Below are 15,160 nucleotides of genomic sequence, written 5' to 3'. Positions count from 1 at the left end.
TTTCATGATCAGGCATATCCTGGCAATCGACGATTCGGCATCGATGCGGCAGATTCTTTCCGCGACGCTGACGGCGGCCGGCTATGAGGTGACGCTCGCCGCGGACGGCGCGGAAGGGCTCGAAAACGCGCTCGCCGTGCCGTTCGACCTGGTGTTGACCGATCAGCACATGCCGGGCAAGACCGGCCTCGATCTGATCTCCGAACTGCGCGGCAATCCGGCTTACGCGGCGACGCCCATCCTCGTCCTGACGACGGAATCGGGCGAGTCGTTCAAAGCCGCGGCGCGCGAAGCAGGTGCGACCGGCTGGATCGAAAAGCCGCTCGACCCCGACATGCTCACCGAGCTGGTGGCGGCGCTGGCCGAGCCAGATCAGGCATAAGCATCAACCTTAGACAAGTTATAGAAGCTCTCGACGCTGCGGCACGGTAGCCCAAGCCTAGACAGGAACTCTCGCGGTGACCCAGGCATGACACTCGACATCACTCAGTTCTATCAGACGTTCTTCGACGAAGCGGACGAACTGCTCGCGCAGATGGAGCAGTTGCTGCTCAATCTGGACATCGCGCACCCAGACCCCGAAGACCTCGCGGCAATTTTCCGCGCGGCACATTCGATCAAGGGCGGCGCGGCGACATTCGGCTTTACAGCCTTGACGGAGACGACCCACATCCTCGAATCGCTGCTCGACCGTGCGCGCAACAACGAACTCGTGCTGCGCAAGGACATGATCGACACGTTCCTCGAAACCAAGGACGTGTTGTCGGGCCAGCTCGCCGACTACCGCGCGAGCGCAGAGCCCGACGCGGCGGTTGCGAAGGCGATCTGCGCAAAGCTCGAACAGTTGCACGCGGAAAGCCGCGGCGTGGCTGCGCCGGCTGCTGCAGCGCCGGTCGAAGTCGCGGTGACCGCGCCGATCGAGGAATTCGCAACAGTAGAAGAAGGCAGTCCGCCGGAACACGTCGTCGAACAGGCGGTGCAGGCGGCGGGCGAATGGAATGACGGCGAACCGGCACAGACCGGGCAAGCCGAAGGAACCGGCGACGCGGACGACGCCGCCGGTCCGCACCTGAAAATTACGCTACGGGGCGTTGATGAGAAGGACCAGGAACTCCTTGCCGAAGAGCTGGGTAACCTGGGCAATATCGTCGGGCAGGTCAAGAGCGGCGGCGATTTGACGCTGTGGCTTCAGACCGATGTTACGTCCGACGACATCATCGCCGTGTGCTGTTTCGTGATCGACGAAAGTCAGATCTCGATCGGCCGCGGAATCGCACCGGCGGACGGTGCTCAGCAAGGCGAACCTGGAACGCCCGACGCTGAGCCTTCGTCTCCGGCGCAAGCAGCACCGGCGGCTTCGGCCGCCACTAATACCGCAGCACCCGTGGCGCCTGCCGCGACGGTCGCGCAGCCTGCTCCGGCGCCGGCCGCCGAGCCCGCCAAGGCAGCTCAGGCTCAAGCGCCTGCGGCCAGCGCATCGGCAGCAGCTTCGGCGTCCGCTGGCGCGGCAGCCGGCGAGCAGGACCGCAAGGCCGCACGTCCGGCAGCGGCGGCAGGCGGCGCGGAAGGCAGCTCGATTCGCGTGGGCGTCGAGAAGGTCGATCAGCTGATCAACCTGGTCGGCGAACTGGTTATCACGCAGGCGATGCTTGCGGAAACCACCAGCACGTTCGATCCGGCGCTGCACGATCGCCTGTTCAACGGCATGGCGCAGCTCGAGCGCAACGCGCGCGATCTGCAGGAAGCCGTCATGTCGATCCGCATGATGCCGATGGACTACGTATTCAGCCGCTTCCCGCGTCTCGTGCGCGATCTCGCGGCCAAACTCGGTAAGGAAGTAGAACTCGTCACCTTCGGCCAAGCCACCGAACTCGACAAGAGCCTGATCGAGCGAATCATCGACCCGTTGACCCACCTCGTGCGCAACAGTCTCGACCACGGCATCGAAACCGTGGACGCGCGGCGCGCAGCGGGCAAGGCTTCGACCGGTCAGCTCGTGCTGTCGGCGGCGCATCACGGCGGCAACATCGTGATCGAAGTCAGCGACGACGGCGCCGGCCTGCGCCGCGACAAGATTCTCGCGAAGGCCGCGAAGCAGGGCATGCAGGTCAGCGAAACGATGACCGACGAGGAAGTCTGGAACCTGATCTTCCTCCCGGGCTTCTCGACGGCGGAGCAGGTCACGGACGTGTCGGGTCGCGGCGTCGGTATGGATGTGGTGAAGCGAAACATCCAGTCGATGGGCGGTCACGTGGAAATCAAATCGCATGCCGGCAAGGGCAGCACCACGCGCATCGTTTTGCCGCTCACGCTAGCGATTCTCGACGGCATGTCCGTCAAGGTCGGCGACGAGATCTTCATTCTGCCGCTGAACTTCGTGATGGAGTCGCTGCAGCCGCAAGCCGAGGACATTTACACGGTCGCCAACGGCGAGCGCGTGGTGCGCGTGCGCGGTGAATATCTGCCGCTCGTCGCATTGCACGAAGTGTTCAACGTCGACGGAGCAAAGCAGGAGCCGACCCAAGGCATCGTCACCATCATGCAAACCGAAGGGCGTCGCTTTGCGATGCTGATCGACGAGCTGGTGGGGCAGCAGCAAGTGGTCGTGAAGAACCTCGAAACGAACTACCGCAAGGTACGCGGCATTTCCGCAGCGACCATTCTCGGCGACGGCCGCGTCGCACTGATCGTGGACGTGGCGGCGCTGAACCGCGAGTCGCGCAACGCGCATGGCGCAATGAGTCTCGCATGATGTCCGTCAAATCCGTCGTAACACTCACTCAACTTAACTTATCCCAACCGTTTGGGGGCTAACGTGGCAGAAGTTCAATCCATCAATTCGAGCGTCGCGAACGCGACGAATGGTCGCCGCGATGCGCAGCAGGCCGACGCCGGCGGTCAGGAATTCCTCGTCTTTACGCTCGGCGCCGAAGAGTACGGCATCGACATTCTGAAGGTGCAGGAAATCCGCGGCTACGACAACGTGACGCGCATCGCGAATGCGCCCGAGTTCATCAAGGGCGTCATCAATCTGCGCGGCATCATCGTGCCGATCGTCGACATGCGCATCAAGTTCCATCTGGGCCGCGTCGAGTACGACCACCAGACCGTCGTGATCATCCTGAACGTCGCGCATCGCGTGGTCGGCATGGTGGTGGACGGCGTGTCCGACGTGTTGACGCTTGCCATCGACCAGATCATGCCGGCGCCGGAATTCGGCGCGACGCTGACGACTGAGTACCTCACGGGTCTCGGCACCGTCGACGGCCGCATGCTGATTCTGATGGACATCGAAAAGCTGATGACGAGCCGCGAGATGGCGCTCATCGAAACGCTCGGCGTCTAACAGCCGCGGCGTTCAGAACAGTTAGTGACAGGGAGCATTGAGATGCTAAGCAGGTGGTCGATTCGCACATCGCTCACGCTAGTGGGGATCATTCTCGTCGCGCTGACCATGGTGGTCGGCGTACTTGGGTTGACGGCGCTCGGCAGCGCGAGCAAGTCGCTCGACCGCATCGCGCGCGGCGATCTGGTGGCGATTCATGCGCTCGACGACGCTTCGGCATACCTGCTGCGCTCGCGTGTCTCGCTGGACCGCTTCACCGCGCTGACAGCCGCTGGCGATACTGAAACGGCCAAGAAGGTCCTGGACCGTGCGGTGGAACTGTACGGCTTCAGCAACAAGAACTGGCAGACCTACGTCGACGCGCCGAAGACCGGCGTCGACCAGGCACAGATGGACGAACTGCTCGCGCGCCGCACGGCGCTCGTGCGCGACGGCATGGAGCCGGAGTTCGCGGCGCTGCGCGCAAACGATATGGCCGCGTACCACGCGATCGCCGATACGAAGATCAGCCCGATGTTCGTCTCGTACGACAACGCGGCGTCGCTCGTCGTCAAGAGCTTGCAGCAACAGGCAGTGGACCAGCAGGCAGACGCGCAGTCGAACATCTCGCTGATGACGACGTTGATCATCGCGTTTGCCATACTCGCGCTGCTGCTCGTGATCGGTCTGCGTTTCGCGCTGCGTGGCCTCATCGTTCAGCCGCTTCAGGACGCAACCGAATGCTTCGAGCGGATCGCCGCGGGCGATCTGTCGGAGGCGATCGAAGTAAAAAGCCGCAACGAAATCGGCCGCCTCTTTGCCGGCATCAAACAGATGCAGGAAAGCATGGCGTCGATGGTCACCGCGGTTCGCAGCAGCACCGAGTCGATCGACACCGGCGCGCGCGAAATCGCGATGGGCAACACCGATCTGTCGCAGCGTACCGAACAGCAAGCCGCCTCGTTGCAGGAAACCGCATCGAGCATGGAGCAACTCACGGGGACCGTGCGCCAGAACGCCGAGAATGCGCGCCAGGCAAGCCAGCTCGCTGTGAACGCGTCCGACATCGCGACGCGCGGCGGCGAGGTGGTAAGCCAGGTCGTCACGACGATGCAGGACATCGCGAGCAGTTCGAGCAAGGTTGTCGACATCATCGGCGTGATTGAAGGCATTGCATTCCAGACCAACATTCTGGCGCTGAACGCGGCGGTGGAAGCGGCGCGTGCAGGCGAACAGGGCCGCGGCTTTGCGGTCGTGGCCGGCGAAGTGCGCAGCCTTGCCCAACGCAGCGCGAGTGCCGCGAAGGAAATCAAGGAACTGATCGGCGACTCGACCGACAAGGTGCAAAGCGGCTCGGCACTCGTCGGACGTGCCGGTACGACGATGGACGAGATCGTGCAGGCCGTGCGCCGCGTGACCGACATCATGGGTGAAATCAGCGCGGCGTCCGAGGAGCAATCGGGCGGCATCGAGCAGGTGAATCGCGCGGTCGTGCAGATGGACGAGGTGACGCAGCAGAACGCCGCGCTCGTCGAAGAAGCGGCGGCAGCGGCAGGGTCGCTCGAAGATCAGACGCGTCAGTTGCAAGCGGTGCTGAGCGGCTGGAAAGTCGCGAGCAGCCCGGCTCGCAGTTTCGCCGCGCAGGCCGTGCCGCAGGTTAAGGCGCGGGCGGTGGAGGGCAAGAGCAAGACGGTGGCGAAAAGCGCACCGCGACCGGCGCAGCCCGCAGCAAATGCAGCAGCAGGCGCGGCAGCAAGCGCAGCAGCAACGGCAAATGCAGCAACGGCAGGCGGCAACGCTTCTGCTTCAGGCAGTCACGAAGCAGGCGCGGCGCGCGTCGAACCGGCGCTCAAGCCGAAGACGCCGCCTGCGGCATCCGTACCCGCACCACGGCCGGCTGCCGCCAGCGTAGCCTCGGCGGGCTCGGACGCGGACTGGGAAACGTTTTAAGAAATGACGAAGAAACATGCAGTCATTCGATATCTCGCTCCATATGGCGCGAATCATCGGAGCACGCTCTTACAGCGTGTCGCGGGCCGACTGCATGGTGGTGGAACTTGCGGGCGGGCGCGACCCCGCAAAAACAATCCCTTGCTCGCCGGCAGTTCCGTCGCGCAAGCGTGATGGCTCGTATCGCAGGCAGGAACTTTCATGATGGCAACGCGCGCACAGCAACGCACCGACCGGGCAGAACCGGTCAGATCCGGCGAACAGGGACGTGATTTCGATTTCACTTCGGCGGACTTCACACGCATCCGCGAACTGATTCACCGCAGCGCCGGCATCTCGCTCTCCGATCACAAGCGCGATATGGCGTATAGCCGTCTCGCCCGGAGGCTGCGCGCCCGCGGCCTCGACTCGTTCAAGCAATACCTCGATCTGCTCGAAGCGGAAAACGATCCCGCCGAGTGGGAAGCATTCACGAATGCGCTCACGACGAACCTGACCGCGTTTTTCCGCGAGGCACATCACTTTCCGATCCTGGCGGATTTTGTGCCGCGCCGCGCGCAGCCCGTTTCGGTGTGGTGCTCGGCGGCATCGACCGGTGAGGAGCCGTATTCGATCGCCATGACGCTCATCGAAGCGCTCGGCGAGACCGGCGCGCGTCAGGCAACAGTGCTCGCGACCGACATCGACACGCAAGTGCTCGCGAAAGCCGAAGCCGGTATGTACCAGTTCGATCAGGTGAAGCACCTTTCGCCCGAGCGGCTCAAGCGCTTTTTCCTGAAGGGCACGGGCGCGCATGCGGGCATGGTCAAGGTGCGTCCGCAAGTGCGTGCGATGGTGCGCTTCGAGCAATTGAACCTCACCGACCGCGATTATCAGTTGCGCACGCAGTTCGACGCGATCTTCTGCCGCAACGTGATGATCTATTTCGACAAGCCGACGCAAGCTCAGGTGCTGAGCCGCTTCGAGCCGTTGATGAAATCGGGCGGCCTGCTGTTCGCGGGCCACTCGGAAAACTTCACCTACGTCACGCAGGCTTTCAAGCTGCGCGGTCAGACCGTCTATGAACTGACGCGCGATGCTGCCGGCGCGCGCGCACCGGCACGCACGCCGGCGACGAGCGGGGTGACGGTATGAGCAGCGCCTTGCCTATCGCGACCAATCTCTATTACGACAACCACTTCCAACGCCCAGGCGTGAAGCTGCTGCCGAACGAGTTCTACACCACGCATGACGACATGGTGCTCGTCACCGTGCTCGGTTCGTGCGTCGCGGCCTGCATTCAGGACCGCACGGCCGGCATCGGCGGCATGAATCACTTCATGTTGCCCGACGACGGCGCGGAAGTCGGTCAGGCCGCGTCCGATTCGATGCGCTACGGCGCTTACGCGATGGAAGTGCTGATCAACGAACTGATCAAGGCCGGCGGCCGGCGCGACCGTTTTGAAGCGAAGGTGTTCGGCGGCGGCGCGGTGCTCGCGGGCATGACGACGATCAACATCGGCGATCGCAATTCGGAATTCGTGCGCCGCTATCTCGCGCTCGAAAAGATCCGCATCGTCGCAGAGGATTTGCAAGGCTCGCATCCGCGCAAGGTGGCATTCATGCCGCGCACCGGCCAGGTCATGGTGAAGAAGCTGCGTCTGCAGCAGGACCCGGGTGTGGCCGAGCGCGAACAGGCGCTCGTGCGGCAAACCGCCGAAGCGCGCGCCGAGCGGCTTGCCGCCGCGAGAAAGCGGGTCGAACTGTTTTCAGCGCCAGCCGCCACGAAGCCGAAGATCGAACTGTTTGGCTCAAGCGGTGGCTCGGGCAACGGCTCAGGCAGCACAACAGCGAATGGCGCGGGCGCGCCGAGATCGCGCATCGAACTGTTCGGCTCGACCCCGCGCCCGACTAATTCAACAAACGCCAGAACCGCAGAGGAGGCGTGAGCGCTGTGCAAAAGATCAAAGTATTGTGCGTCGACGATTCGGCGCTGATCCGCAGCTTGATGACGGAAATCATCAATAGCCAGCCGGACATGACCGTCGTTGCAACCGCTCCCGACCCGCTGGTCGCGCGCGAACTCATCAAGCAGCACAATCCCGATGTGTTGACGCTCGACGTCGAAATGCCGCGCATGGACGGTCTGGACTTCCTCGAGAAGCTGATGCGTTTGCGTCCGATGCCGGTCGTGATGGTGTCCTCGCTGACGGAGCGCGGCAATGAAATCACGCTGCGCGCGCTGGAACTCGGCGCGGTCGATTTCGTGACGAAGCCGAAGGTCGGCATTCGCGACGGCATGCTCGACTATTCGGAAAAGCTCGCCGACAAGATCCGCGCCGCGGCGCGCGCTCGTGTGCGCCAGGCCGCGCCGGTGCATCATGCGCCGGCAGCCGCCGGACACGCGCCTGTCGGCGCCGCGCCGCTTTTCAACAATCCGCTGCTGAGTACCGAGAAGCTGATCATTGTCGGCGCGTCGACGGGCGGCACGGAAGCCATCCGCGAAGTGCTCGTGCCGCTGCCGCCGGATGCACCCGCGGTGCTGATTGCACAGCATATGCCGCCGGGTTTCACAAAATCTTTTGCGCAACGCCTCAATGGTTTGTGCCGGATTACCGTTAAAGAGGCAGAGCATGGAGAACGTGTGCTGCCGGGACATGCGTATATCGCCCCAGGCCACGCTCACCTGCTGCTTGCCCGTAGCGGTGCGAACTACATCGCGCATCTGTCGGATGATCCGCCGGTGAACCGGCATCGTCCTTCGGTGGATGTGCTCTTCCGATCCGCCGCGCAGCACGCGGGCAAGAATGCGGTCGGAGTGATCCTGACAGGAATGGGGCGCGATGGCGCCGCAGGTCTGCTGGATATGAAAAAGGCAGGGGCTTACACCCTTGCGCAGGACGAGGCGAGCTGCATTGTGTTCGGCATGCCGCGCGAAGCGATTGCGCTGGGCGCGGCCGACGAAATCGCGTCGCTGCCGGACATGTGCCGGCGCGTAATGGCGCGGCTTGCGTCGATGGGCGATCGCGTTCAGCGGGTATGATGCGCCGTTCGAATTGAGGCGGTCATACGCCGCACCGTGAATCAAGTAAAGGGAATCAAATGGATAAGGCAATGAAGTTTCTGGTTGTTGACGATTTTCCGACGATGCGCCGGATCGTTCGCAACCTCCTGAAAGAGCTGGGCTACGGCAACGTGGACGAAGCCGAAGACGGCCAGGCCGGTCTCGCCCGTTTGCGCGGCGCCACGTACGACTTCGTGATCTCCGACTGGAACATGCCGAACCTCGACGGTCTCGCCATGCTCAAGGAGATCCGCGCCGATGCAAACCTCAAGCACCTGCCGGTGCTGATGGTGACGGCCGAGTCGAAGAAGGAAAACATCATCGCGGCGGCCCAGGCCGGCGCGAGCGGTTATGTCGTAAAGCCGTTCACGGCCGCGACGCTGGACGAGAAGCTCAACAAGATTCTCGAAAAGATGGCCAAGACCGGGAGCTGATGTGAACCTGCCGACCAATGCACAAGGCGCTGAAGCGGTCAACGAGAGCGGCGACTTCGCGTCAGACCGCATTCTTGCCCGCATTGGACAACTGACACGTACGCTGCGTGATTCGATGCGCGAGCTGGGGCTCGACAAGCATGTCGAGCGCGCGGCCGAAGCCGTACCCGACGCACGCGACCGTCTGAAGTACATCGCGAACATGACCGAGCAGGCCGCCGAGCGCGTGCTGGGCTCGATCGATGTTGCGAAGCCGATCCAGGAGCAGTTGCAGAAAGACGCCGGCGAACTCGACGCGCGTTGGGAGCAATGGTACGCGGCGCCGATCGAACGCGCGGAAGTGCGCGCGCTGATGAACGATACGCGCGAATTCCTGCGCGGCGTGCCCGCAGCAACCACGGCGACCAATTCGCAGCTCATGGAGATCATGCTGGCGCAGGATTTCCAGGATCTGACCGGTCAGGTGATCAAGAAGATCACTGACGTCGTGTACCTGATCGAGCAGCAGTTGCTCGGCGTGCTCGTCGAAAACATCGCGCTCGAGCGGCGTGAACAGTTCGCGGCGCATGCTGCCGCGCTGGTAGCCGAAGTATCTCCGACCGGCAGCCCGGAGCATCTGCTGAACGGTCCGCAGATCAATCCGGAAGGCAAGACCGACGTCGTGCAGGACCAGTCACAGGTCGACGATCTGCTCGCCAGCCTCGGTTTCTGAGCGGCCCGCGCCCTTGCGGCGCGAGGCCAGCCAGTATGAATAGCAAGGCGCGCTCCCGCGCGCGAGTGCTGTCTATCGACACAAACCGCAGGCATACTACTAGGTCAAGCAGCGGCGCGGCCGAAGGTGAACGCTATCACCCGCGGCCTGCACGACGAGGTATTCCTCGGCAATGCGGCCCCGTCCGCGCCCTATGATTTGCCTATTTGCGGCCGGTTGGCATGAGCTTGCGCCGGCTAGCAGCCAGGGAGGAGTCTCGTTATGTGGAGTCGTGTACGTCGCGCCGGTGTGGTTACGGCGCTTGTTTTGCCCTGTTCGTTGTCGGCCGTGCAGTCCGCTCACGCGGCGCTCGGCGGCGCCCCAATGTCGCCTCCGGCAGATGCGTCGGTTTCGTCCCGTAAGTTCCAGCCTGCCGACACCGCGGCGAACGCCGTGATGCGCTCGGCATCCGGTGCGGCTTCTTCCACTTCGGCTTCCGCGTCCTATACCGTTCGTGAAACCACGCTCGGCAACGGCACGGTGGTGCGCGAATATCTGTCCGCTGACGGCACCGTGTTCGGCATTGCGTGGAGCGGTCCGCAAATGCCCGATCTGAATGAAATGCTCGGCAGTTACTTTCCGCAGTACGTCGCGGGTGTGAAGGCGGCGCGCGCGGCGCGCGGCGGCGCTCGTGGGCCGGTCGCGGTGGATCAGAGCACGCTCGTCGTGCAGTCCGGCGGTCATATGGGCGCTTTTAGCGGCCGTGCATGGCTGCCGCCCGCGCTGCCGGCCGGCGTCAGCGGCTCAGACATCCAGTAACGGCGAGGACGAACGATGCGAACCATGCATATTGCGATGAAACTCAAGAACTGGATGCAGGTTGTGGCGACCGTCGCGCTGGTGTCGGCGCTCGCCGCGTGCGGTGGCGGCGGCGACAGCGGCGGCAGTTCCAACTCCAGTGGCGGCTCGTCAGGCAGTCAGATCAGCGGCTCCTTGCCAGCCAGCCCAACCCAGCAGCCGATCGCCGCGACAGCCGCGAACACCGTGCCGATTACGGTCGCCCACGGCGCCACGGGTGTGATCAACATACCCACGATCAGCGTGACGCTGTGCGCGCCCGGCACCACGACCTGCCAGACCATCAACAACATTCAGGTCGACACGGGCTCGTTCGGCCTGCGCATCGTCGGCGGGGCGCTGAATGCGGCGATGCAAGCCGCATTGCCGGTCACCGCGACCTCGGGCGGCGCTCAGCTTGCCGAATGCGCGACGTTCGCCGACGGCTTCACGTGGGGCACCGTGCGTACGGCTGCCGTCACCATCGGCGGCGAAACCACGACATCGGCGGTTCCAATCCAGGTGATCGGCGATAAAGACGCGAGCACCGTGCCGTCAGCCGGTTGCGGCAGCGGCTCGGCGGAAAACACGGCGAGCGACCTGGGCGCGAACGGCATCATCGGCATCGGCACCGCGCTCTATGATTGCGGCTCCACGTGCGTTGACCCGTCCCTTGCGTCGACTTACAGCAATTATTTCGCGTGTCCGAACGGCACGTCTTGCGCTCGTACCGCGGTTACGCTGGCGAATCAGGTGGCCAATCCGGTCGCCAAATTCCCGGTCGACAACAACGGCGTGATCGTGCAGATGCCGCCCATCTCGAACAGCGGCGCGCCGTCGGCCACCGGCACGCTGGTGTTCGGCATCGGCACGCAGTCGAACAATGCGCTCGGATCGGCACAGACCTTCACGACCGATAACTTCGGCGATCTGACCAACAGCGTGTTCAACGGCAACACGGTGACGGCGTTCCTGGATTCGGGCTCGAACGGCTATTTCTTCACCGATAGCTCGCTCACCTTGTGCGGCAGCAACTTCTCGGGCTTCTACTGCCCGTCCACCGCGCAAACCCGTTCCATCACGCTGGCCGGCCTGAACAACGTGAAGGCGACGGCGAATATCGGCATCGTCAGTGCGTCGACGCTGTTCGGCAACGGCAACAACTACGCATTCAACGATCTGGCGGGTCAGGTCGGCGGTCTCGCGGCATTTGACCTCGGCTTGCCGTTCTTCTACGGACGCCACGTGTATCACGGCTTCGACCTGCGGCCGATCGGCGGGACCCAGGCGCCTTTCGTGGCTTACGCAAGCTAACCTGCCGCCACGCAAAGCCTGACGGCTGTCCACAACGCCTGCGCGACCGCGCGCGGGCGTTTCTTTTTTCGGCCTCGCGCGGGTTCACACCGCGCTTGCCCATCCCTCGAAAAGCCCCCGTTTCCCCTTCCTTATCCGCCGATCGGTGCTTGCGCCGAGCGGGAATAATCGCTCTCACTGGAAAGAGGCGTTGTGCCTCGGCCGACTGGAGAGCTTTGTGGCAGAGGAAAGCGACCTCGAAAAAACCGAATCAGCCACTCCCCGGCGCTTGCAGAAAGCGCGCGAGGAAGGGCAGATCGTGCGTTCGCGGGAGCTGTCGACGTTCGCGCTGCTCGCGGCGGGCTTTTTCGGCGTGTGGGGCATGTCCGGCAGCATCGGCGAACATTTGCAGGGCATGCTGCGCGCGGCCTTCACTTTCGATCACGCGTCCGCTTTCGAGACCCGTCGCATGTTGATCGGCGCAGGCGCCGCCAGCCGCGAAGGACTCGCCGCATTGCTGCCGATCCTCGCGATCACGGGCGCCGCGGCCTTGCTCGCGCCAATGGCGCTGGGCGGCTGGCAACTGTCGACGAAAGGGCTCGAGCCCAAGTTCGACCGTCTCAATCCGATTGCCGGCCTCGGCAAGATCTTTTCGATCAACGGACCTATCCAGCTTGTCATGTCGCTCGCGAAGACGCTGGTGGTGGGCGTGATCGGCGGCACCGCGATCTGGAATCGACGCGAGGAAATTCTCGCGTTGGCCACGCAGCCGCTGCAACTCGCGCTGGCGAACACCGTGCATCTGATCGCCGTGTGCTGCGGTATGACGGTGGCCGGCATGTTCGTCGTGGCCGCCATGGATGTGCCGTATCAACTATGGCAGTTCCACAAGAAGCTGCGCATGAGCAAGGAAGAAGTGAAGCGCGAGCATCGCGAAAGCGAAGGCGATCCGCACGTAAAAGGCCGGATTCGCCAGCAGCAGCGCGCAATTGCCCGCCGCCGCATGATGACGCAAGTGCCGAAGGCCGACGTCGTGGTCACGAACCCGACGCACTTTGCGGTCGCGCTGCAATACACGGACGGCGAGATGCGCGCACCGAAGGTGGTCGCCAAGGGCGTGAACCTGGTGGCCGCGCGGATTCGCGAGCTGGCCGCCGAAAACAATGTGCCGCTGCTGGAAGCGCCGCCGCTTGCCCGCGCGCTGTATCACAACGTCGAACTGAACCGCGAGATTCCCGGCCAGCTCTATGGCGCGGTCGCCGAAGTGCTCGCGTGGGTGTACCAGTTGCGGCGCTTCAAAACCGACGGCGGCGACGTGCCGGTCGCACCGACCGAGCTCGACGTGCCCGCTGAACTCGACAAGGGCGGTGTATCGGATGAAGAAGCCGATCAGGAAGCCGCCGATACGCTTAACCCCGCTAACGATAACGGAGCCTCCGCATGAACGCTCGCGCCGGTTTCCTCGCTCGACGGCCCGATGCCTTGAGCGGCACCAATTTACGCGCCCTGGCCGGCCCGGTGCTGATCTGCATGATCCTCGGCATGATGATTCTGCCGTTGCCGTCGTTCCTGCTGGATCTGCTGTTCACCTTCAATATCGCGCTTTCCGTGATGGTGCTGCTCGTCAGCATGTACACGATGAAACCGCTCGACTTCGCCGCTTTCCCAAGCGTGCTCTTGTTCTCGACCTTGCTGCGGCTGTCACTGAACGTTGCGTCGACGCGAGTCGTGCTGCTCGAAGGCCACACCGGTCCTGACGCGGCCGGCCAGGTGATCGAGTCGTTCGGCCACTTCCTCGTGGGCGGCAACTTCGCGGTCGGTATCGTCGTCTTCATTATTTTGATGGTCATCAACTTCATGGTGATCACGAAGGGCGCGGGGCGTATCGCGGAAGTGTCCGCGCGCTTCACGCTCGACGCGATGCCCGGCAAGCAGATGGCGATCGACGCCGATCTGAACGCCGGGCTCATCAACGAAGAACAGGCACGCAAGCGTCGCGCGGAAGTCTCGCAGGAAGCCGAGTTCTACGGTTCCATGGACGGCGCGAGCAAGTTCGTGCGCGGCGATGCGATTGCCGGCCTGCTGATCATGGTGATCAACATCTTCGGCGGGTTGATCGTCGGGATGGTTCAGCACGGCATGGACTTCGCGTCGGCGGGCAAGAACTACACGCTGCTGACCATCGGTGACGGCCTGGTCGCGCAGATTCCGTCGCTCGTGATTTCGACCGCTGCCGGTGTGATCGTGTCGCGTGTCGCGACGAACGAAGACATTGGCACACAGCTCACGGGGCAGCTTTTCACGAACCCGCGCGTGCTGGCAATCACAGGTTGCATTCTCGTGCTGATGGGCCTGATTCCGGGCATGCCGCATTTCGCGTTTCTGATTCTCGGCGGCGGTTTGATCCAGCTCGGCCGCACGATGAAAAAGCGCGCCGAAGAACGCAAGAACACGACTGCGCTCGTGGATGTCGCACCGGCAGCCGTAACGCCGATCGAAAACGCGGAAGCAAGCTGGGACGACGTGACGATGATCGACACGCTCGGCCTCGAAGTGGGCTACCGGCTGATTCCGCTCGTCGACAAGAATTCCGACGGCGAGTTGCTCAAGCGGATCAAAAGCATCCGCAAGAAGTTTGCGCAGGAAATCGGCTTCTTGCCGCCTGTCATTCATATTCGCGACAATCTGGAATTGCGTCCGAATGGTTATCGGATCGCGCTCAAGGGCGTGGAAGTGGGCGTCGGCGAGGCGTATCCGGGTCAATGGCTCGCAATCAACCCCGGCCAGGTTTCCGCTGCGCTGCCGGGCACGCCGACACAGGATCCGGCATTCGGTCTGCCAGCCATCTGGATCGATACCAATCTGCGCGAACAGGCGCAGGTGTACGGCTACACGGTGGTCGATTCGAGCACGGTCGTCGCGACGCACCTGAATCACCTGGTGGTCACGCATGCGTCGGAACTGCTCGGTCGCCGGGAAGTGCAGGCGCTGCTCGAGCGGATGCAGAAAGACACGCCGTCGCTCGTCGACGATCTGGTGCCGAAGACGCTGCCGCTCACCACGCTGCAAAAGGTGCTGCAAAACCTGCTGGAAGAAGGCGTGCCGATCCGCGACATGCGCACGATTCTCGAAGCATTGTCAGAACACACGCCGAAGATCACCGATGCACACGATCTCACCGCCGCCGTGCGCCTTGCGCTTGGCCGCGCGATCACGCAGCAGTGGTTCCCAGGCACCGGCGACATGCAGGTGATGGGCCTCGACTCGAATCTCGAACGCGTGCTCTCGCAGGCGCTTTCGACCGGCTCCAACCCGGGTCTGGAACCTGGCCTCGCGCATACGCTGATGAACGAAACGCAGAAGGCGATGAATCGCCAGCAGAACCTTGGGCTCGCGCCGGTGTTGCTCGTGCAACATGCATTGCGGCCGATGCTCGCGCGCTTCCTGCGCCGCAGCCTGCCGCAACTGAAGGTGCTGTCGTATGCGGAAGTGCCCGACACGCGCAACATCAAGGTCGTGAATCTGATCGGCGCGCACGGTTAGAGCGCGTTCTACGAGCGCGACTGCGATCGGGCAAGTGCGTTTGC

General features: G+C 63.4%; 13 protein-coding genes. All 13 read left to right on the top strand.

What is annotated here, in order from left to right; all coding sequences use genetic code 11:
• Positions 1-4: 4 nt before the first annotated feature.
• The 13 genes from OH764_RS16630 to flhA all read left to right on the top strand — a co-directional run bounded on the left by OH764_RS16630 (position 5) and on the right by flhA (position 15,116).
• The gene (locus OH764_RS16630) at positions 5-382 is read left to right on the top strand and encodes a response regulator (RefSeq protein ID WP_498847495.1); all 378 of its coding nucleotides are present in this window, start codon (positions 5-7) and stop codon (positions 380-382) included.
• Between the two features lie 87 nt (positions 383-469).
• Entirely contained in the window at positions 470-2,752 is a 2,283-nt protein-coding gene (gene cheA / locus OH764_RS16625; protein WP_498847494.1) for a chemotaxis protein CheA, read from the top strand.
• A 63-nt stretch (positions 2,753-2,815) separates the two neighbouring features.
• Complete coding sequence (locus OH764_RS16620; protein ID WP_020070727.1) at positions 2,816-3,346, top strand: chemotaxis protein CheW; 531 nt, start codon at positions 2,816-2,818, stop codon at positions 3,344-3,346.
• A gap of 42 nt (positions 3,347-3,388) precedes the next feature.
• Positions 3,389-5,275 (top strand): methyl-accepting chemotaxis protein, encoded by a 1,887-nt coding sequence (locus tag OH764_RS16615; protein WP_498847493.1) that lies wholly within the window; start codon positions 3,389-3,391, stop codon positions 5,273-5,275.
• 201 nt (positions 5,276-5,476) lie between these two features.
• Positions 5,477-6,409 carry a CheR family methyltransferase gene (locus OH764_RS16610; RefSeq protein WP_020070729.1) on the top strand — a complete coding sequence of 311 codons (933 nt, stop codon included), beginning with the start codon at positions 5,477-5,479 and terminating at the stop codon, positions 6,407-6,409.
• Positions 6,406-7,203 (top strand): chemoreceptor glutamine deamidase CheD, encoded by a 798-nt coding sequence (cheD, locus tag OH764_RS16605; protein ID WP_020070730.1) that lies wholly within the window; start codon positions 6,406-6,408, stop codon positions 7,201-7,203. Before OH764_RS16610 ends, cheD begins: the two co-directional genes overlap by 4 nt.
• 5 nt (positions 7,204-7,208) lie before the next feature.
• Entirely contained in the window at positions 7,209-8,297 is a 1,089-nt protein-coding gene (locus OH764_RS16600) for a protein-glutamate methylesterase/protein-glutamine glutaminase (RefSeq protein ID WP_027776958.1), read from the top strand.
• 59 nt (positions 8,298-8,356) lie between these two features.
• Entirely contained in the window at positions 8,357-8,752 is a 396-nt protein-coding gene (gene cheY / locus OH764_RS16595; RefSeq protein WP_498847492.1) for a chemotaxis response regulator CheY, read from the top strand.
• A gap of 1 nt (position 8,753) precedes the next feature.
• Positions 8,754-9,464 (top strand): protein phosphatase CheZ, encoded by a 711-nt coding sequence (gene cheZ, locus OH764_RS16590; protein ID WP_020070733.1) that lies wholly within the window; start codon positions 8,754-8,756, stop codon positions 9,462-9,464.
• 261 nt (positions 9,465-9,725) lie between these two features.
• Entirely contained in the window at positions 9,726-10,262 is a 537-nt protein-coding gene (locus OH764_RS16585) for a DUF2844 domain-containing protein (protein WP_498847491.1), read from the top strand.
• A 15-nt stretch (positions 10,263-10,277) separates the two neighbouring features.
• Positions 10,278-11,594, top strand: a complete 1,317-nt coding sequence (locus OH764_RS16580) for a DUF3443 domain-containing protein (RefSeq protein ID WP_498847490.1) — start codon at positions 10,278-10,280, stop codon at positions 11,592-11,594.
• Positions 11,595-11,811: 217 nt separating this feature from the next.
• On the top strand, positions 11,812-13,017 hold the full coding sequence (gene flhB, locus OH764_RS16575) for a flagellar type III secretion system protein FlhB (protein ID WP_498847489.1): 1,206 nt from the start codon (positions 11,812-11,814) through the stop codon (positions 13,015-13,017).
• On the top strand, positions 13,014-15,116 hold the full coding sequence (gene flhA / locus OH764_RS16570; protein WP_498847488.1) for a flagellar biosynthesis protein FlhA: 2,103 nt from the start codon (positions 13,014-13,016) through the stop codon (positions 15,114-15,116). The genes flhB and flhA overlap by 4 nt, the downstream gene beginning before the upstream one ends.
• Positions 15,117-15,160 lie beyond the last annotated feature (44 nt).

This window comes from Burkholderia sp. M6-3 (genome assembly GCF_050858985.1).
Classification (GTDB): Bacteria; Pseudomonadota; Gammaproteobacteria; order Burkholderiales; family Burkholderiaceae; genus Paraburkholderia; species Paraburkholderia caledonica.
Note: the sequence above shows the minus strand (reverse complement) of the source record. Positions and strands in the feature narration are given on the sequence as shown.